The sequence below is a fragment of the Aromatoleum diolicum genome (genome assembly GCF_012910955.1).
GTDB lineage: Bacteria > Pseudomonadota > Gammaproteobacteria > Burkholderiales > Rhodocyclaceae > Aromatoleum > Aromatoleum diolicum.
On record NZ_WTVQ01000002.1, the window covers coordinates 60,573 to 79,750 of the forward strand.

The 19,178-nt window shown below is 63.9% G+C and carries 14 protein-coding genes; 9 read left to right on the plus strand and 5 right to left on the minus strand.

Annotated elements, in window-relative coordinates; genetic code table 11:
* Positions 1–351: 351 nt before the first annotated feature.
* The 6 genes from hsdR (at position 352) to GPA25_RS01515 (ending at position 8,838) form a co-directional block, all read left to right on the plus strand.
* Positions 352–3,837: a type I restriction-modification system endonuclease gene (hsdR, locus tag GPA25_RS01490; protein ID WP_169258580.1), complete on the plus strand. Its 3,486-nt coding sequence runs from the start codon at positions 352–354 to the stop codon at positions 3,835–3,837.
* A 68-nt stretch (positions 3,838–3,905) separates the two neighbouring features.
* A complete protein-coding gene (locus tag GPA25_RS01495; protein ID WP_169258581.1) occupies positions 3,906–4,259 on the plus strand; it encodes a type II toxin-antitoxin system RelE/ParE family toxin in 354 nt (117 codons plus the stop codon).
* A complete protein-coding gene (locus tag GPA25_RS01500; RefSeq protein WP_169258582.1) occupies positions 4,256–4,579 on the plus strand; it encodes a helix-turn-helix domain-containing transcriptional regulator in 324 nt (107 codons plus the stop codon). The genes GPA25_RS01495 and GPA25_RS01500 overlap by 4 nt, the downstream gene beginning before the upstream one ends.
* A gap of 115 nt (positions 4,580–4,694) precedes the next feature.
* Positions 4,695–6,149 carry a class I SAM-dependent DNA methyltransferase gene (locus GPA25_RS01505; RefSeq protein ID WP_169258583.1) on the plus strand — a complete coding sequence of 485 codons (1,455 nt, stop codon included), beginning with the start codon at positions 4,695–4,697 and terminating at the stop codon, positions 6,147–6,149.
* Positions 6,149–7,531 carry a restriction endonuclease subunit S gene (locus tag GPA25_RS01510; protein ID WP_281357673.1) on the plus strand — a complete coding sequence of 461 codons (1,383 nt, stop codon included), beginning with the start codon at positions 6,149–6,151 and terminating at the stop codon, positions 7,529–7,531. The genes GPA25_RS01505 and GPA25_RS01510 overlap by 1 nt, the downstream gene beginning before the upstream one ends.
* A gap of 302 nt (positions 7,532–7,833) precedes the next feature.
* Positions 7,834–8,838 carry a DUF6236 family protein gene (locus GPA25_RS01515; protein WP_169258585.1) on the plus strand — a complete coding sequence of 335 codons (1,005 nt, stop codon included), beginning with the start codon at positions 7,834–7,836 and terminating at the stop codon, positions 8,836–8,838.
* A 98-nt stretch (positions 8,839–8,936) separates the two neighbouring features.
* Here the strand turns inward: GPA25_RS01515 and GPA25_RS01520 are convergent, their stop codons facing one another.
* Positions 8,937–9,605: an exopolysaccharide biosynthesis protein gene (locus GPA25_RS01520; RefSeq protein ID WP_343034795.1), complete on the minus strand. Its 669-nt coding sequence runs from the start codon at positions 9,603–9,605 to the stop codon at positions 8,937–8,939.
* A gap of 220 nt (positions 9,606–9,825) precedes the next feature.
* Between GPA25_RS01520 and GPA25_RS01525 the strand changes: the two genes are divergently transcribed.
* From GPA25_RS01525 to GPA25_RS01535, 3 genes are all read left to right on the plus strand, one after another.
* Positions 9,826–10,914: a DUF3616 domain-containing protein gene (locus tag GPA25_RS01525; protein WP_169258586.1), complete on the plus strand. Its 1,089-nt coding sequence runs from the start codon at positions 9,826–9,828 to the stop codon at positions 10,912–10,914.
* A 91-nt stretch (positions 10,915–11,005) separates the two neighbouring features.
* On the plus strand, positions 11,006–11,947 hold the full coding sequence (locus tag GPA25_RS01530) for a diacylglycerol/lipid kinase family protein (RefSeq protein ID WP_343034796.1): 942 nt from the start codon (positions 11,006–11,008) through the stop codon (positions 11,945–11,947).
* Positions 11,944–12,735: a metallophosphoesterase family protein gene (locus GPA25_RS01535; protein ID WP_169258587.1), complete on the plus strand. Its 792-nt coding sequence runs from the start codon at positions 11,944–11,946 to the stop codon at positions 12,733–12,735. Before GPA25_RS01530 ends, GPA25_RS01535 begins: the two co-directional genes overlap by 4 nt.
* Positions 12,736–12,777: 42 nt before the next feature.
* Here the strand turns inward: GPA25_RS01535 and GPA25_RS01540 are convergent, their stop codons facing one another.
* The 4 genes from GPA25_RS01540 to GPA25_RS01555 all read right to left on the minus strand — a co-directional run bounded on the left by GPA25_RS01540 (position 12,778) and on the right by GPA25_RS01555 (position 19,131).
* Positions 12,778–14,460, minus strand: a complete 1,683-nt coding sequence (locus tag GPA25_RS01540) for a sigma-54-dependent Fis family transcriptional regulator (RefSeq protein ID WP_169258588.1) — start codon at positions 14,458–14,460, stop codon at positions 12,778–12,780.
* A gap of 73 nt (positions 14,461–14,533) precedes the next feature.
* Positions 14,534–15,565, minus strand: coding sequence for a universal stress protein (locus tag GPA25_RS01545; protein WP_169258589.1), 1,032 nt, complete (start codon positions 15,563–15,565; stop codon positions 14,534–14,536).
* A gap of 24 nt (positions 15,566–15,589) precedes the next feature.
* A complete protein-coding gene (locus tag GPA25_RS01550; RefSeq protein WP_169258590.1) occupies positions 15,590–17,989 on the minus strand; it encodes an efflux RND transporter permease subunit in 2,400 nt (799 codons plus the stop codon).
* The gene (locus tag GPA25_RS01555; RefSeq protein WP_169258591.1) at positions 17,986–19,131 is read right to left on the minus strand and encodes a WD40/YVTN/BNR-like repeat-containing protein; all 1,146 of its coding nucleotides are present in this window, start codon (positions 19,129–19,131) and stop codon (positions 17,986–17,988) included. The genes GPA25_RS01550 and GPA25_RS01555 overlap by 4 nt, the downstream gene beginning before the upstream one ends.
* Positions 19,132–19,178: the final 47 nt, after the last annotated feature.

The window sequence follows — 19,178 nt, forward strand, 5'->3', positions numbered from 1 at the left end:
CGCCGGTGATGCGATCACCGCTTGACCGGTGCCCTCGTACTCGACCACCCAGCGACGAACGAGATTGGCGTTCAGTCCGTTGGCCTATGCCACCGGGGCGATCGACACGCCAGGCTGTCCGCACACCGTCGCAATCTGTGCCTTGAATTCCGCGCTATGGCGTCGCCGCGTGCGCCCGACGGGAAAACCGAGCCTGGCCCCTTTTATTGATTCGCGGCCTTGGCACGGCGACAACCGGGCACCAGAAATCTGCCGCAAAGATTGTTATGTGACGCCGCTCCAGGGCTTCTTTTGGGTTACATTCCGATCGATGCCATAAGCAAGTCGTGCATCGAAAACACGACCCCCAGAATGCATTCGTCGAGCAACTTCTCCTTCCTTGCCGAGCACGATCCCGTCTTCCTGCAATTGGCCAACACGGCTGAGCAGGTCTTTGCTGCTGACCCGAATACAACCCTGATCAAACTGCGGCAGCTGGGCGAGGCCATCGCTCAGGACATTGCGGCCCGCATCGGCATCGAGCTCACCGTCGAAACCAAGCAGGCCGACCTGCTCTTCAAGCTCGGCCGCGAAATCAACCTCGACCCGACCATCCGCGGGCTCTTCCATACCCTGCGCATTCAGGGCAACAAGGCCACGCACCAGTTCCGCACCCTGCACAAGGAAGCCATGGACGGCCTCCGGGTGGCCCGTGCGCTGGCGATCTGGTTTCATCAAAGCTTTGGCAGGGCGGGCAACAGCTTCAAACCCGGCCCTTTCGTGCCGCCGGCAGACCCTAGCGTCCACCTGCGAGCACTTCAGGCCGAGATCGCTTGCCTGCGCGCCGACCTCGCAGGCAAGAGCCAGTCGCTCGACAGCAACCAGCAGCTCGCCGAACTGATGCGGCAGGAGACCGCGCAGTACGCGGCGCTGGCGAAGCAGATGGAGGCCGACGTGGCCGCCTCGCTTGCCCTGGCTGAAGAGCAAAGCGCCCTGGTCGACACGCTCAGGGCAGGATTCGAAGCACGCATCAAGGAACTGCAAGCGCAACTGGAAGACAGTCAAAAAGCCGCCCAGCAGATCGCCCAAAGCACCCAGAGCGCGGCCAGGAAGCTCGTACTCTCCGAAGAACTCACCCGCATCCTGATCGATCAGCAGCTGATCGATGCCGCTTGGGAGGCCGATACTCAGCGCCTCGCATACGCCAAGGGCGCGCGCCCCGCCAAAGGCAAGAACCGCGCGATCGCCGAATGGCCAACAGCGGGCAAACAAGCCGCCGATTACGTACTTTTTGCCGGCCTGGTGCCGATTGCCGTGGTTGAAGCCAAGCGCGAAAACGAAAACGTCGCCGGCAAGATTCCGCAGGCCGAGCGTTATGCCGCCGGATTCAGGCAACTCGCCGACTTCGAGCCGGCCTGGAAGCTGGAAGGCCGCGCTGCCGGCTGGCCCGATGCGCAAGGCCAGACCTTCGAAGTCCCCTTCGTGTATTCCGGCAACAGCCGCCCCTACCTGCCCCAGCTCGCGGAGCAGAGCGGCATCTGGTTCCGCGACGTGCGCAGCCCGGCCAACCTCGCCCGCCCGCTGATGGACTTCCACACCCCGGCCGGACTGCTCGACCAGCTCACGCGCAGCAAGACCGCCGCCGAAGCCTTGCTCAAGGAAGAAGGCTTCGCCTACCTGGGTTTGCGCAAGTATCAGGAGCTCGCCATCCAGGCCGTCGAAAGTGCGCTGGCCGCCGGGCAATCGCGCTGCCTGATTGCCATGGCCACCGGCACCGGCAAGACGCGCGTCGTGATCGGTCTGATGTACCGCCTGCTCAAGGCCGAGCGCTTCCGCCGCATTCTCTTTCTGGTCGACCGAACCGCGCTGGGGGACCAGGCGCTGGAAAACTTCGACGAGGCCTTGCTGGAACAGAATCAGCCGCTCTCGAAAATCTACAACGTCGCCACGCTCGGCGACATGGCCGTCGAAGCCGAGACCCGCGTGCAGGTGGCGACCGTGCAGGCCATGGTCAAGCGCATTTTTCAGTCTGATGAATTGACCCAGCGGGCGCCCGGCATCGACGACTTCGACTGCATCATCATCGACGAAGCGCACCGGGGCTACACCCTCGATCAGGACATGACCGAAGGCGAGATGGTCGTGCGCGATCAGGCGCAGTACCTCTCCACCTACCGCCGCGTGCTGGACTACTTCGACGCCGTGAAAATCGGCCTCACCGCGACCCCGGCCAAGCAGACCACCGAGATCTTCGGCAAACCGGTCTACACCTACTCCTACCGCGAAGCCGTGGCCGACGACTGGCTGATCGACCACGAGCCGCCGATTCGTTATGAAACCCTGCTCACGCAAAAGGGCATCAGGTTCGAAAAAGGCGAAACGGTCAGCGCGATCAACCTCGGCACCGGCGAAATCGAACAGTCCGAACTCGACGACGAACTCAACTTCGAGGTCGAAGCCTTCAACCGCCGCGTCATCAACGAAGACTTCAACCGCGTCATCTGCGAACAGCTGGCACAGGAGCTCGACCCTTTCGGCGAAGAAAAGACCATGATCTTCTGCGCCACCGACCTCCACGCCGACATGGTCAAGCGCCTGCTCGACACCGCCTTCAAGGCGCTGCATGGCGACAGCTACGCCGAGGCGGCGGTACGCAAGATCACCGGCAAGTCGGACAAGGTCCGCGATCTGATCAAGCGCTACAAGAACGAGCGTTATCCGAACATCGCCATCACCGTCGATCTGCTGACCACCGGCATCGATGTGCCGAAAATCGGCCACCTCGTTTTCCTGCGCAAGGTCCGCTCGCGCATCCTCTACGAGCAGATGATCGGCCGCGCCACGCGCCGCTGCGACGAGATCGGCAAGACCGTGTTCAGGATCTACGACCCGGTCGACCTCTACAAGGATCTGCAGGACGTCAGCAGCATGAAGCCGCTGGTGAAAGATCCGAATGTCACGCTGCAACAACTGGTCGGGGAGCTCGCCGACCCGGCCAGCTTCGAAGCCCAAGGCACCCGCATGGGCACCAGCCACGCCCACGACGTGCTCGACGCCATCAGCCAGAAACTCATGCGCGTGCTGCGCGATGCCACGCACCAGGCCGAAAAGAAGCCGGCCCTGAAAACCCGCCTCGCCGAGCTCGAACAACACTGGAACGTTCCCCCGGCCGAGTTGCACCGGCACCTGCGGCAGCTCGGCCCCCAGGCCGCCGCTGAATTCATTCGCCAGCAGGCGGGACTGCTGCAGCAAATCGACGAAGTGAAGGCGCTCGTCGGCAGCGCCTACATGCCGGTAATCTCGACGCACAAAGACGAATTCAAGGTGCGCGAGCAGAACTACGGCAACTACAACAAACCCGAGGACTACCTCGACAGCTTCAACCGATTCATCCGCGAGCAGCTTAACCAGTCGGTCGCGCTCGGCGTGGTGGTCAATCGCCCGCGCGACCTCTCGCGCCAGCAGCTCAAGGAAGTGCGCCTGCTGCTCGACCAGCACGGCTACGCCGAAGCCAGGCTGCAAACGGCGTGGCGCAACAAGACCAACCACGAAATCGCCGCCAGCATCGTCGGCTATATCCGCCAGGCCGCGCTCGGCGAAGCGCTCATCCCCTTCGAGCAGCGCGTCGCCCAGGCCATGGAGCGCATTTATGCGCTGACCCCGTGGACGCCCATGCAGCGCAAGTGGCTGGATCGCCTCGCCAAACAGCTCGGCCACGAAGTCGTGATCGACACCGATTTCGTCAACCGCGCCTTCGCCCCCGACGGCGGCGCCAAACAGCTCGACGTGCGCCTTGGCGGCAAGCTCGACGCGGTACTCGACACGCTGGCCGAGGCCTTGTGGCCGCAAGCGGCCTGAAGGTGGCATTTGGCACCCGAGCAACATCCGGCGCTTGCCAATAAGTAACCTATACGTTACCTTTCAACATGAGCATCAAGCTTCAGGAATACATTCGCGAAGACGGCAGCAATCCGTACCAGAAGTGGTTCGACAGCCTCGATGCCCAAGCCGCCGCCAAGATCACCGTCGCCAAGGTACGGCTGGAGCTGGGCAACACCTCAAGTATCAAGTGGTTTCGCGGCATCGGCGAATGCGTCATCGACTGGGGTCCGGGCTATCGCATCTATCTGGCAAATGACGGCGACGCATTGATCATCCTGTTTGGCGGCAGCACCAAACGCGACCAGCAGAAAGCCATCGAGCAGTCGATCGCGCTGCATGAAGAATACAAGGCGAGGAAGAAAGCCCTTGCCGCCGGCCGGAAAGGAAAGAAGCCATGACGCTGACCCGCAACTTCAAACAAACCGTGGTCGATCGCGTCCATCGCGATCCGGAGTTTGCCAAGGCCCTGCTCGACGAAGCGGCGACGCTGTTTCTGAGCGGCGAACCCGACGCCGCCCGGCTCGTCCTGCGCGATCTGGTCAACGCCACCATCGGCTTCGAGGAACTCGCCCAACTCACGCACAAACCCAGCAAGAGCCTGCATCGCATGCTGTCGCCGAAGGGCAATCCGAGCATGGACAACCTCGCCGCCATTTTTTCGGCGGTCCGCAACGGGCTCAAGGTCAGCTTCGACGTGCGCGTTGTCGAAACCGCCTGAGCCGTAAAGCGCAGGTTCCACCCCGACTTATAACCAACCGTATCGATGTATAGCGGTGTCTAGCGAGTTTTCGATAGACATGGATATGCATGGGTAGAAATCGAAAGACACCCCCATGAGCAACAACGAAATCGTCCAGAAACTCTGGAACCTCTGCGACGTGCTGCGCGACGACGGCATCAACTATTCCGACTACGTTACCGAACTGGTCCTGCTGCTGTTCATCAAGATGGAGCACGAAAACGCCCAGAGCGGTGTCATGTCCGGTCACAAACTGCCCGAGGGCGCGCGCTGGCCGGACATCGCCCGACTCAGCGGCATCAACCTGCTCAACCACTACCGCAGCACGCTACTCGAACTCTCCAAGAGCACCGACCCGCTGCTCGCCGCGATCTATGCCGACGCGCAGACCCGGCTCAAGGAACCGCGCCACCTCGAACAGCTAATCAAGAGCATCGACGGTATCGACTGGTTTTCGGCACAGCGCGACGGCCTCGGCGACCTCTACGAAGGCCTGCTCGAAAAGAACGCCACTGAAACCAAGTCCGGCGCCGGCCAGTACTTCACCCCGCGTCCGCTAATCGACAGCATCGTCACGCTGATCCAGCCCCAACCCGGCGAAACCGTGCAGGACCCGGCGGCCGGCACAGCCGGCTTTCTGATCGCCGCCGACGCCTACATCAAGGCGCGCACCGACAATCTCTACGACCTCAAGGAAAAGCAACGCAGATTCCAGCGCAACCACGCCTTCCTCGGTATGGAGCTGGTGCCGGGCACGCGCCGGCTGGCGCTGATGAACTGCCTGCTGCACGGCATGGAGGGTGACGATGCCGGCGTCGTGCATCTCGGCAACACGCTCGGCAGCGCCGGCAGCAGCCTGCCGAAGAGCGACATCATCCTCAGCAATCCGCCCTTCGGCACCGCCAAGGGCGGCGGCGGGCCAACCCGCGACGACCTCACGCACAGCACCAGCAACAAGCAGCTCGCCTTCCTGCAGCATATCGTCCGCCACCTCAAGGACGGCGGCCGCGCCGCCGTGGTGCTGCCCGACAACGTGCTGTTCGAAGCCGGCGTGGGCGCCGACATCCGCCGCGCGCTGATGGACAAATGCAAGCTGCACACCCTGCTGCGCCTGCCGACCGGCATCTTCTATGCGCAGGGCGTCAAGACCAACGTCCTCTTCCTGCAAAAAATTTCCGAGAACGCCACCGCCAGCACCCGGAACGTCTGGGTCTACGACCTGCGCGCCAACATGCCGCGCTTCGGCAAACGCACGCCCTTCACCCGCGCCCACTTCGCCGACTTCGAAGCCGCCTACGGCAGCGACCCGCTCGGCCAGTCGCCGCGCACCGATATGGGCGAAGCCGGCCGCTTCCGCTGCTTCAGCCGCGACTGGATTCGCGAACGCGCCGACAGCCTGGACATCGCCTGGCTCAAGGACGATAGCGCCGAAGACGCCGCCGACCTGCCCGAACCGGCGGTGCTGGCGCAGGAAGCGATGGGCGAACTGGAAGGCGCGCTGGCGGAATTGCAGGCGATTTTGAAGGAGTTGGGAGAGGTGGCCGCCTAATGTCTGCTGTGCATGGATGGAGTTTTCTTAAATTGCGCGACATCGCCTCGCTAAAGACAGGGCCTTTTGGTAGCGCGTTGCATAAATCTGATTACATCGTCGGCGGCATACCACTCATCAATCCCACGCACATCAAAGGCGGACGGCTCGTTCCATCGACCGACGTCAGCGTACCGCACTCAATTGCTGCCGGTCTTGCCGAATACCGGCTAAATGAAGGCGATATTGTCATGGGGCGCCGAGGCGAGATGGGCCGATGTGCGGTTGTTCCGGGCCACGCTCAAGATTGGATATGTGGTACTGGCTCCGTAGTCGTGAAATGCTCGCCGGCTGCAATGCCTGCCTACCTGCAACGCTTTTTGACAGCACCTGCAACCGTGGCAGCGTTGATCGGTGACTCTGTCGGTTCGACCATGATTAACCTCAACCAAGGTGTTTTACTTGACCTTGATATTCCGCTGGCGCCACTCCCCGAACAAAAACGCATCGCCGACAAACTCGACAGCGTGCTGGCGCGGGTGGATGCCTGCCGCGACCGCCTCGACCGCCTCCCGGCCCTACTCAAACGCTTCCGCCGATCCGTTCTTGCGGCCGCAACGTCTGGGCGGTTGACTAAAGACTGGAGAGAGGCGACATCGAATTGCATGCCCTCTTGCGACGAGCCCATCGGTTGGACCGTCTGCAAAATAAAGGACGCAGGAAAAGTGCAGCTTGGGAGGCAGCGCTCACCGAAGTTTCACTCCGGCGAGAGCATGCGCCCATACTTGCGGGTCCAGAACGTCTTTGAGGACCGCCTCGACTTTTCAGACGTAATGACCATGGATTTCCCCGGCGAAGACTTTGAACGGTATCAACTCCACCCCGGTGACATTCTGCTAAACGAGGGGCAAAGCCCTGAGTATCTCGGGCGCCCAGCTATGTATCGTGGAGAGCTACCCGGGGCATGTTTCACAAACACACTAATCAGGTTTCAGGCGTATTCGCACGTGAAGCCCGATTACGCCTTGATGGTTTTTCGGAATCACATGCACTCGGGTCGTTACATAACAGAGGGCACTATTACTACTAACATCGCCCATCTGGGTGCAGGAAGATTTAGCGAAGTGGAATTTCCCTTGCCTCCCATGCAAGAACAACACGAAATCGTCCGCCGCGTCGACGTCCTGTTCGCTTTCGCCGACCGCCTTGAAGCGCGCCTCGCCACCGCCCGCAAGCAGGTCGAGCAACTGACCCCGGCTCTGCTCGCCAAGGCCTTCCGCGGCGAACTGGTGCCGCAGGACCCCGCCGACGAACCCGCAGCCGAACTGCTCAAACGCCTCGCGACCAAGCGCGCCACCGCCCCGCAGACCAGACGGGGCAGGAAAGCAGTGCCATCAAACTGATCAGTCTGGCGTTAATCGGCGAATACAAGGGCCTGCGAAGCCAGACTTTCGACTTCTCCGACTCGAACGACGGCGTCATTGCACTGATCGGCCTCAATGGTTCGGGTAAGTCACAGCTACTTGAACTACTGGCCGAAGCCTTTGCCTACATTGAGCGCACGGCTCGCAAAGGACGAGAAAACCGAGCCCGGCCCCTTTTTCTTCCTTTTCTTCGATGAACCTGCCGGTAACATCCTCAGGTGCTATGTGCGACTAGTCGTTGTTTTGCTGTCGCAACTCAACCTCCTCCCAGAGGCGCGAACATGCAGCCAATAGACTCACGATTCGCGTTGCCGCCAGGGCAGCGCGGGCTGGTAATCAGCACCCCTGCGCGGCAACAAGAGAACGGATCATGGCGGATCGGCAAATACCTTGATCCGCAAAATTTGCGATGTGCGTTGCTGTTTTGGGACCGGCTCGCGTGGCCAAGCCCACATGTGATGACACAAATGAATGAAGAGGAATCCACGACGGTTGACTACTTGGAGTCGAGCGGCGTTTTGGTAAGGCCCGGCTACCCCGGCGCGGTGCGAGTTCAACCGGAACCACGCCCCTTTTCAGGCCCTCAAGGTTCTGGCATCTACTCCGATCTTGCCACGGAAGGTTTGCGCCAGAGAGTAAACGCCCTGGGAGGACGTATCCCGGAGAAAAACGGTCTTCCTTCTCCCTTGCTTGGTATCGCCATCAGGCACTTGCTGACATACATGGAAGCTGATGCGGTAGAGCCAGGCGCATGGGCGCTTGCCAATGATGTGTCATCGATGCTTGAGGGGACCGCAGAAAGCGATACGACCGCTCGCGGCCTGCTCGTCAGCCTTTTCAATTGCATTCCGATTCCAGAAGTCAGTGTCCCCTTAGCGGAAATCCTGAAATTCAAGTGCCGAAGATACGACGAGCTAATCGCCCTGCGTACTGAAATCGAACAGTTGTACCTGCGGGCGCAGGGCGACACAGATCTGGCGTTACGCAGCGCTAAAGAGCGGATCGATCGTGCCTGCGCCGATGCGATCAAAGTAGCCCGCGAGGCACACTTTCCGTTTCGGCTATCCGGAATCAAAGCCGGCTTCGCGTTGCCCGTTGGCACGATCATCGGAGAGGCGCTTATCGGAGGATGGATGGACAAGCCCTTCGCTATGCCTACGACAGAAGCGTTACTGGTAGGCGCCTTCAGCACGCTGGCGCTGGCCTGGGACATCGTTCCCCGTGTGGTCCAGCCGAGCAACATGCCATATCGATACATTACAGGGTTGCACAGTGAAATGCTGTGACCGTTGGAGAAAACCGAACCTGGCCCTGAGCCTGGCCCCTTTTCTCACTCCCGGTTGATGACTTTCCGACGACGCCGGAGCGGCTAAAGTACCTGCAATTACCGACTGGAAGTGAGTCCCGCCAGCGAGAGTAATTCGGTAGCGGCAAGGGTGCCTCCCCACCAGAGCAACATGACCGACGCGACAGCCGCCAGAGTGACCAGATAGCCGACCAACAGCATCAGGCCGTCTCGGAGACGCAGACCCCAGGAGATCAAGACGATGGCCAGCGCAGGCAGTACATTGTCAAAGCTGATGATGGGGACCGGAATCATCATCGACAGTCCTGCGGCGGAAAGCATTAACCCGTTCAGCACTCGGGCCGGCTTGTTGCTCAAGGGGAGCATGCGGGGTCGTCCCAACGACGCGATGATATTGATGCCCCGGTTAATCATGCCTTTCAGCAGCATCCTGGCGCGACCATTCACCTCCCGGTTGGCGAGCCAACCCGGCAAGGGCACCGGCTGACCGATACACAGCCCGGAAGCGATCAACAGGCAAAAAGCACCAACCACGGAGGCCATGCCGGGTAGTGCGATCGGAAAAAGCAGCGGCATTGCCAGTAAACCCAACCAGACCAGCCGTTGCCGATTGCTCTGGCCAACGGCGTCAGCCATCGTACCGCCCATCGACGCCAGGCGCGCCGCGGCAATCCGTTCCACGGTAGCCCGTCGTTTGTCCTTCAGGAATTCTGACTTGGTCAGTGCTTGGGGGTTCTTGTTTGCCACGATTGTCCAGAGAAACGAGTTACTAAAATTAGACCAAATGGCGGAATTTTGATCTGTTGGGACGCACTGAAAAAACAGCGGTTTGAGAACGCCTACATCTGAAAAAACTGAACACACGACAAGGCATCGGTCGCAAACTTCCGTTCTTTGCGGCTGCGGCTCGCATACTCTCCAATCCGCAGACCTCCTAGAGCGCTGCATCTTCCGGAGAACATATTCTATGCCCAACACCCGAAACCCAAACGCCGTTCGTCTGGAGTTCGCGCCCGGGTCCCTGATTCAAAACAACTTATCGGGTGCGGCCTTCACCGGCGACTGGCTCTGGGTGGCAGGCGACGAAGCCTGTGGCCTGGACCGCCTGCGCCGGCTCGACGCCGTGGGCCGCGAGGCCTTGCGTTTTGGCGAAGCCCGCGACTTCCCGCTGGCCGACCTGCTGGACCTGCCCGGTGCGGCCGACGAAGAGGCCGACCTGGAAGGCATGGCGGTGGCCGATGGTTACCTGTGGGTGGTCGGTTCGCATGGCCTCAAGCGCAAGAACGCCAAACCGGACCGGGACCACGCCGACAACGCCAAGCGGCTGGCGAAGGTGGCGCTCGACAGTAACCGCCGCCTGCTGGCGTGTCTGCCCATCGAACCCGACGCCCAGGGCGAGCCCTGCCTGGTGCACCAGGCTCAGGACGGCCGGCGGGCATTGCGGCTGAAGGGCGATTCGCAGGCGAACCTGCTCACCCGCGCGTTAGCCGACGACCCCCACTTCGGGCCCTACATGGCGATCCCGGGCAAGGACAACGGCTTCGACATCGAAGGCCTGGCGGTGGATGGACGCCGGCTGCTGCTCGGCCTGCGTGGCCCGGTGCTGCGCGGCTGGTCGGCGTTGCTCGAGATCGAGGTCGAGGCGCGCGACGATCAACTGCGCCTGGTACCCCTGGACGACAGCGGCACGCTGCTGCGCAAGCATTTCCTGCAACTCGACGGCCTAGGCGTCCGCGACCTGCACTTCTCTGGCGATGATCTCTATATCCTCGCCGGTCCGACGATGGTGCTCAACGGCGATATCCGTGTCTTCAAGTGGCCGCTCGCCCGACCCACAATGAAAGCCAACCGGGAACCGGTGCGTTTCGAAACGGCGCTGACAGAGTCGGTTTCGCTGCCCCATGGGCGCGGCACGAACCGCGCCGAGGCGATCTGTGACCTGCCGCCCGAAATCGCCGGTGGCAAGCCCCGCTGGCTGGTGCTCTACGACGCGCCTGGCGCCGATCGCCGGGACGGCGAGCACATTGTCTTCGGCGATCTGCTGCATCATGAATGATGGTTCCCAGCCTGAGTCGTCAGGGACCGACAGCGCGCAGCGCTCCGCGATGTCGGTCCCGCGCCTCGATCCTGCGTCGGCTCTCCTATTCGTGATCAACGACGCTGCGGGAGCCCTCGACGTTGATGCCAAGCGTGCCGTGATCCAATCGGCCCTCGCGGCGAAAGGGCGCAAGGGCGAACTGTTGACTTGCCGGCCTGCCGAGCTGGCGTGTGTGGCCACCGAGGCCGCAGCGGCGGCGGTGGCGCGCGGTACGGCTGTGGTCGCCGTCGGCGGCGATGGCAGCCTCAACACGGTGGCCCAGGCCGCACACGCAGCCGGTTGCGCAATGGGCGTCATCCCGTACGGCACCTTCAATTACTTTGCCAGGACGCACGGCATACCCACCGAACCAGCCGCTGCGGCGCAGCAGCTGTTGGAAGCGCGCCCGATGCCGGTGCAGGTGGGGGCCATCAACGACCGGGTCTTTCTGGTCAACGCCAGCCTGGGCGTCTACCCCGAACTGTTGCAGGACCGCGAGGCCTACAAGGCCCGCTTTGGCCGCAGCCGCTGGGTGGCGTTCGTAGCGGCCTGTGCAACGCTGCTGCGCGCGCAGCGCCGGCTGCGCCTGCACATCGAGACGGGTTCCACGGTTCGCGACGTGCAGACCTTGACGCTCTTCGTGGGCAACAACCGGCTGCAGCTGCAACAGTTCGGTGCGGAGCCGGAAGACACCCTGCCCGGTACGCCCGGCGACGGCAGCATGGCCGCGCTGATGCTACGGCCCATCGGCACGCTGTCGATGATCGGGCTGATGCTGCACGGGGCGATGGGCAGGCTGGGGGAAGCCGCCGGCGTGGAAGGCTTCGAGTTCCACCACATGGTGGTGAAGCCCACGCTGGCACCCGGCCGCAAGAAGGTCATGGTGGCGTTCGACGGTGAGGTGGCACGCATGCGCGCGCCCATCGACATTCGTGTGCTGGACAAGCCCTTGTACCTGCTCCAGGCCACTGGCGCAGCAGGCACGGCAAACGCGCCACAGGCTGCGGCATGAGTGTCCTGCTGCAGATCTCCGACACCCATTTCGGCACCGAACAGCCGCGCGTGGTCGAGGCCCTGATCGCCCTGGCAGCTCAGCAGCGGCCGGATGTGGTGGTGCTGTCGGGTGACATCACGCAGCGTGCGCGGCCCGCCCAGTTTCGCGCGGCGAAGGCCTTCGTGGACCGACTGGGGGCACCGGTTCTGGCCGTGCCGGGCAACCACGACATCGCGCTGTTCGACCTGTGGGCGCGGCTGACCCGCCCGTACGCGCGCTACGCAAAGGTGTTCGGAGCTGATCTCGAGCCCGTGCACGCGTCGCAGGATCTGCTGGTCATTGGCGTCAACACCACGCGCGCATGGCGGCACAAGAACGGGGAGGTGTCCACGGAGCAGATCGATCGCGTGGCAAACCTGCTGACCGCCGCCAGCCCGCAGCAGTTGCGCGTGGTGGTGGTGCACCAGCCGGCGGCCGTGACCCAGCCTGAGGACCGCTGCAACCTGTTGCGCGGCCACCATGCCGCCCTGCGGGCCTGGTCGGCCGCCGGGGCCGACCTCGTGTTGGGCGGGCACATTCATCTGCCCTACACGCTGGCGCCGCACGGTTTGGCGCGGCGACTGTGGGTGCTCCAAGCCGGAACCGCCGTCTCGTCGCGCATACGCCACGAAGCGCCCAATTCGGTGAACATCCTGCGATGGGGCGACGCGGGGGACTACTGCCTGATCGAGCAGTGGGACTTTGCGCGCCACGATCAAGCCTTCGTACGCACGGCGGTCACACCCGTACAGCCGGAACGCGCCTGATCGCAGGACCGGCAGCCCACTTTCCGTCAGAACGGTGGAGAACTATTCAGACGCGTTGGCGTCCTGTTTCAGGCGGTAGGCAAGCTGACGTCGCGTAACGCCGAGCAGCCGCGCCGCGTGGGTCAGATTGCCCTTCGCGCGGCGCACTGCCAGTTCCACAAGCCGGCGCTCGTGGGCCTCGAGATCGAAGCCTTCGTTGAGCAGCGCGTCGTAGAGCCTGCCGCGGTTCGCTTCCACGGCATCACCAATGAAGCCCTCGCGGCCGATCTCGACGCCGTTCTGCGGTTCGGGAGCACCGGCCGCGAACAGGTGTTCCAGCTCGATCTGACCGCCCGGTTGCGCGAGCAGCACGCCGCGTTCGATGAGGTTTTCCAGTTCGCGCACGTTGCCGGGCCAGTCTTGCGCGAGCAGCGCCTGCATCGCGCGGTCGGTGATGCCGTCGACCTTCTTGTGATAGGTCGGTGCGTATTTCTCGACCAGGGCCGCGGCCAGCAGGGGGATGTCGGCCTTGCGCTCGCGTAGCGGCGGGATCGTGACGGGATAGGTTGCGAGCCGGTAATAGAGGTCGGCGCGGAACCGTCCTTCGGCGATGGCCTGTTGCAGGTTCACGTTGGTCGCGGCGACGAGGCGCACATTCACCTTGCGCGTCTGGTCGTCGCCCAGCCGTTCGATCTCGCCGGTCTGCAGCACGCGCAGCAGCTTCACCTGTGCGGCGGGCGACAGGTCGCCCACTTCGTCGAGGAACAATGTGCCGCCGTTGGCGCGCTCGAATCGCCCTTGGCGCGAATGCTGCGCGCCCGTGTAGGCGCCCTTCTGCACGCCGAAGAGTTCCGATTCGATGAGGTCGTGCGGGATCGCGGCGCAGTTGATCGCGACGAAGGGCTGGTCCGCGCGGTCGCTGTGCTCGTGCAGCCAGCGCGCGAACATCTCCTTGCCGACGCCGGTCTCCCCGAGCAACAGCACGCTGATCGGGCTCTTCGCGGCCTTGCTGACGAGATCGAACGCGGTGCGGAATCCCGGCGCGCTGCCGACGAGCCGGCCGGTAGGGGCCTGCTGCGCGGACAGGGTGGCCTTCAGCTGCTTGACGTCGTCCTGCAACTGGCGGAGCTTGCATTCGACGTTGTCGGGCTGGAAGTAGTCGAGATAATCGTCGTCGAACTTCCACGCCTCGGCGGGCTTGCCGACGATGAAACAACGCGGGTCGCCGCGCCCGGTGCATTCCATCTCGCGAAACACGATGAAGCGCTTGAGGAAATAGCTGGTGTAGCCGGAGGCATAGCCGACGAGGCTCCAGCACGCGACGTCTTCGCCGACGCCGAAGTGCTGGACGTGCGACTCGGCTTCCCACGAGTTCTGCCATTCGACCTCGCCGAAGAAGGTGCCGGCCTCCCAGTCGATCTTCGCGTCGACGATGGTCGCTTTCACCAGACCTTCAAAGGCGTGGAGCTCCGGGCCGATCTGGAACGCCTCGTAGGGGTTGAGCTGATTCGAGAGCTTGTAGGCGAGCTCCGCGTCATGGCGGCCGGAGGCGAAGCCCATGCGCAGCAGCACGCCCTTCGCCCGCTTGGCGCCGAGCGAGTCGAACAGTTCCTTGCGCAGCGCACCGAAGGCCTGCGCGTGGAACATCAGCATGCGGTTCTCGCCAAGCCAGATGTGCCCGCTCTCGAGGTTGAAGCGCAGCCGCGAGCGCAGGTTGAACTGCTCGATCAGCTTCTCGTGTTGCATCCGGACGTCTCTCCTCGCCGTGTGGGGGCGTCGTTCAAGCGCTGCCCTCTCGTTGGTATTGATCATTTTCAAGCTACTGCCAATTATCCCCCGCTGCAGTGACATTCATCAGCTTCGCGAAGCGCTTTTTGAAACCTTCGTCGTATTCGCCGCCGACGCGGGAGTCGCCGTTTTCACGGAAGGCCTGCTCCACTTCCCGCCAGTCCTCGTCGCTGAGGTGCTCCAGCGCCGCAGGCAGGATGATCTCTTCCTCGGTGTTGAGGTGGCGCCACTGCGATTCGATGAAGGCATCGACCGCCAGGGCGAGCGTGGCAAGGCCGGAACGATCGCTGCGGCAGCGCTCCACGGCGGCCTCGACATCGGCGACGATCGCGCCGCCCTCCTCGTGCTCGCGGCGCAGCACCGCGAGGGTCTCGTCCGCGTCGCGGGTGCGTGCCGCGAGCTTGCTGAACAGAAACCGCTCTTCCTTCGGATGGTGCAGCACCTCGGGAAAAACCTTGATGTAGTGCAGCAGGGCGGCGATGAAATCGAGGTCCGGCAGGGTGTCGCGCTCGCGCGCCTCGCGCATCGCTGCGCGCAGCCCGGCGAGCACGGACGCGATCGAGCGATGCTCGTCCTGGATGATGCCGATTGCCGCCCGCGCCGCGCCCGCAGGCGCGTTGCGCTCGACGGTCGCGACCAGCACCGGCAGGCGCGCGTGGGCCAGCACTTTCTGCGTCTGCGAACCGGGAACGAACGCCTGCAGCCCGCGCCGGCCATGCGAGGCCATGAAGATCAGGTCGCAGCCGCGCTCTTCCGCGACCTGCAGGATCAGCTCCCACGGCCGCGCCCCGGTACGCACGACGGTGTCGCACCGCAGTTCCACCTGCCCCGCGGCGGCCTTGGCCTTGGCGAGGATGGCGTAGGCGTCGCCCGCGGCCTCATCAATATAGTCCTGCGGCGCCAGCGTGCGCTGCAACGCGCCCTCGCCGCTCGCGCCGAAATCCTCGCGGGCGGTAAAGAAGGTGATGCGCGCGCCCAGCGTCCGGGCGAACTCGACCGACTGGGTGACGAGATTCGTTGCCAGCTCGGAACCATCGAGCGGCACCAGCAAATGACGGTACATGTTCAGTCTCCCTGGGGCTCAGTGTCAGATGGCGACGGTTTTCTTCGGACGCAGCAGGAAATGGCCCAGTGCCGGCAGCAGGATCAGGGCGCCGAGCATGTTCCACACGAACATGAAGGCGAGCAGGATGCCCATGTCGGCCTGGAACTTGATCGGCGAGAACGTCCAGGTCGCGACCGCGATGCCCAGCGTGATTCCGGTCAGCACGACGACCTTGCCGGTGAAGAGCAGCGCCTTGTAGTACGCCTCCGACAGGCTCATGCCGTGCTTGAGTTGCGCGAGCGTGACCGTCATGACATACAGCGCGTAGTCGACGCCGATGCCGACGCCGAGTGCGATCACCGGCAGGGTCGCGACCTTGACGCCGATGTTGAGCCACACCATCAGCGCCTCGCACAGCACCGAGGTCAGCATCAGCGGCAGCACGGCGCAGATCACCGCGCGCCACGAACGGAAGGTGATGAACGCGAGGATGATCACGGCCGCATAGACGAGGAACAGCATCTCGACGTTGGCCTTGCGCACGACGATGTTGGTCGCGGCCTCGATGCCGGCGTTGCCGGCAGCATTGAGGAAGCGGATCTCGTCGCTGCCGTGCTGCGCGGCGAAGGCCTCGACCGTGTTCACGACGCTCGTCAGCGTGTCGGCCTTGTGATCCTTCAGGTAGACATACACCGTCGTCAGGTCGCAGTTCTGGTTGAAGAGTTCGCGCGGGGCGCGGGTGATGATCGCGTTCAGCATGTCCTGCGAGCGCGGGATCTCGAACCACTTCAGGCTGCCTTCGTTCATGCCGGCGTGCGACACCTTCGCGAGGCCGGCGAGCGAGCTTGTCGCCTCGACGCCCGGCAGCTGCTGCAGCTCGCGTTCGAGCGCGTCGACCGACATCAGCGTGTCGTAATGCGCGCAGGCGTACTGCGGCGTCTTCACCATGACGATGTACACGTCGCTGCTCGCCGCATAGTTGGCCACCATGAAGGCGTTGTCGCGGTTGTAGCGCGAATCGGCGCGCAGTTCGGGGGCGCCCGGGTCGGTGTCGCCGATCTTGAGCTGGAAGCTGGTGGCCAGGCCCACGACGCCCATCACGACACCCGCAGCGACGGCGATGGTCGCCCATTTGCGCTGGGTGAAAAGGTCGAGGAAGGCCCAGAACGCGTGCTTGCCGTGCCCCGAGTCGTTCGCTTCCATCGTCTCGGCACGCAGGCTGCGCTCGGCGGCGACCGGACTCACGCCGGTGTAGGACAGCAGGATCGGCAGCAGCACGAGGTTGGTGAAGATCAGCACCGCGACGCCGATGCTCGCGGTGACGGCCAGATCCTGGATGACCTGGATGTCGATCACCATCAGCACCGCGAAACCCACCGCGTCGGCGAGCAGCGCGGTCATCCCGGCGAGGAACAGCCGCCGGAAGGTGTAGCGCGCGGCGACGAGCTTGTGCGTGCCGCGGCCGATGTCCTGCATGATGCCATTCATCTTCTGCGCGCCGTGACTCATGCCGATCGCGAAGACCAGGAAGGGCACCAGCACCGAATAGGGATCGAGCTCGTAGCCCAGCGTGGGCAGCAGCCCGAGCAGCCACACCACCGCGATCATCGAACACAGCACCACGAGCAGCGTGCTGCGCAGGCAGCGCGTGTACCAGTACAGCACCGCGGTGCAGATGGCGATGGCGATCGCGAAGAAGACCATCACCTGCTGCAGGCCGGCAAGGAGATCGCCGACGACCTTGGCGAAGCCGGTGACATGAATGCTGACGCGGTCGTTCTCATACTTCGCGCGCAGTTCCTCGATGCGCTCGGAGAGCTGCGCGTAGTCGATGCGCGCCCCGGTTTCGGCGATCTTTTCCTGCAGCGGCACGAGCACGATGCTGGACTTGTAGTTGGCGGCGACGAGCTGGCCGATCTCGCCCGAGCGTTCGACGTTGAGTCGCACCTGCTCGAGGCTGTCGGGCGAGCCGTCGTAGTCATCCGGCACCACCGGGCCGCCGTCGAGGCCGTCCTCGGTCACGCCGGTCCAGCGCACCGCCGGCGTCCACAGCGATTTCATGTAGGGGCGATCGACGCCAGGCAGCAGGAAGAGCTCGTCGTTGATCTTGCGCACCGTGTCGAGATAGTCGGCGTCGAAGATCGTCCCTTCCTTCGCTTCCACCGCGATGCGCAGCGTGTTGCCCATCCCGGCGAGCTGGCTGCGGTTCTCGAGGAAGTTCGCGATGTACGGATGCCCGGTGGGGATCATCTTCTCGAACGCCGCGTTCAGCGACAGCCCGAGCGATTGATAGCCGAGCGCGAGCGTCGTGATCAGGCACAGCACGACGATCACGAGGCGGTTGTTGAACAGCAGCCGTTCGCCGAGCGAACCGGAGCGTGAGTCGAAGGCCGCGAGGTCGCCGATGACGACGCCTGCGGGCATGGCGTGAGCGTGGCTCATTTTTTTACTTCCGCAACGAGGAATTCCGGCTCGATGCGCGTGAGTCCGCGCGGTCCGGAAAGAATCAGGGCGCCGTCGGCGGCCTGCACGAGACCGGTGAGACCGGAGGTGGGTGCAACGGTCAGCGCGACGAGGCTGCGTCCGCCGTCCGTGCTGCGCAGCAGACGCCCGCTCGCGTCACCGAGGATGATCGAGTCGTCGGCCAGCGTGCGGCCCGCGGCGAGCGTCACCGGCTGTCCGGCGTCGATGCGCTCCCAGCTCGCCCCGCCGTCGGCACTGCGCCAGGCGTTGCCACGCAGGCCGAATGCGAGGAGCGTGTCGCTGCGCGTGCGCAGCGCGCCGAACCAGGTGCCGGCATACGGGGTCGCGAGCGCGCTGAAGGCGCTGCCGCCATCGGTCGAGCGGAACAGCGCGCCCTGCTCGCCCGCGACGAGGAGCGCATTCGCATCGCCACGCACCTGATACAGGTGCTTGCCGCGCGGATTGGGGATCGTCCCCATCAACGAGGTCCAGCTCTTGCCGCCATCCTTCGTGGCCAGCGCGAGGCCGTAGGCACCGACCACCCAGCCGCGCTCGGCGTCCGCGAAATGTACGCCGAGGAAAGGCTTGTCCGGGCCGTCGGCGACCAGTCCCTCGGCCTCGCGCAGCCGGCGCGCGGCGGCATCGCGATTGCCGGCGTCGAGATTGCCGCCCTCGCTCTCGCCGGCGCGCTTCCGCGCATCCTCCACAACCACCTGGGCCGCGAGCTTGCCGTCGAGCTGACGCGCCCAGGTTTCACCGCCGTCCGCGCTGTGCAGCACGACCCCGCTGTGCCCCACCGCCCACCCGAGTTGCGCGGTGGGGAAATGCACGTCGGTCAGCGCGACGCTCACCGGCACGCGGCGCGCTTGGCGCCAGTTGCGGCCATGGTCGTCGGACAACAGCACGTTGCCATGCTCGCCGACCGCGACCAGGCGATCACCGGCACGCGTGACCGCGAGCTGGAGCGAGCGCACTGCACGCGCATTGACCGGGGCAGGCAGGTCGAGGAGATCGGAAATGGGGGCCGCCAGCGCGCCGCCGACACCGCCCAGGCAGGCGATGGCCAGGATTGCGGCGGTGAGCGCGGTGCGTCGGGTGCTGGGAAGATTTGGGCGCATCATCGGTACTCGGTTCGACAACGATCCCGCGCGTCGCCATACGGCGACGG

Excerpts from the sequence above, each read along its gene's own strand:
- hsdR (WP_169258580.1), top strand. The coding sequence starts at position 352 with ATGCATTCGTCGAGCAACTTCTCCTTCCTTGCCGAGCACGATCCCGTC.
- GPA25_RS01495 (WP_169258581.1), top strand. The coding sequence starts at position 3,906 with ATGAGCATCAAGCTTCAGGAATACATTCGCGAAGACGGCAGCAATCCG.
- GPA25_RS01500 (WP_169258582.1), top strand. The coding sequence starts at position 4,256 with ATGACGCTGACCCGCAACTTCAAACAAACCGTGGTCGATCGCGTCCAT.
- GPA25_RS01505 (WP_169258583.1), top strand. The coding sequence starts at position 4,695 with ATGAGCAACAACGAAATCGTCCAGAAACTCTGGAACCTCTGCGACGTG.
- GPA25_RS01510 (WP_281357673.1), top strand. The coding sequence starts at position 6,149 with ATGTCTGCTGTGCATGGATGGAGTTTTCTTAAATTGCGCGACATCGCC.
- GPA25_RS01515 (WP_169258585.1), top strand. The coding sequence starts at position 7,834 with ATGCAGCCAATAGACTCACGATTCGCGTTGCCGCCAGGGCAGCGCGGG.
- GPA25_RS01525 (WP_169258586.1), top strand. The coding sequence starts at position 9,826 with ATGCCCAACACCCGAAACCCAAACGCCGTTCGTCTGGAGTTCGCGCCC.
- GPA25_RS01535 (WP_169258587.1), top strand. The coding sequence starts at position 11,944 with ATGAGTGTCCTGCTGCAGATCTCCGACACCCATTTCGGCACCGAACAG.
- GPA25_RS01540 (WP_169258588.1), bottom strand. The coding sequence starts at position 14,460 with ATGCAACACGAGAAGCTGATCGAGCAGTTCAACCTGCGCTCGCGGCTG.
- GPA25_RS01545 (WP_169258589.1), bottom strand. The coding sequence starts at position 15,565 with ATGTACCGTCATTTGCTGGTGCCGCTCGATGGTTCCGAGCTGGCAACG.
- GPA25_RS01550 (WP_169258590.1), bottom strand. The coding sequence starts at position 17,989 with ATGAGCCACGCTCACGCCATGCCCGCAGGCGTCGTCATCGGCGACCTC.
- GPA25_RS01555 (WP_169258591.1), bottom strand. The coding sequence starts at position 19,131 with ATGATGCGCCCAAATCTTCCCAGCACCCGACGCACCGCGCTCACCGCC.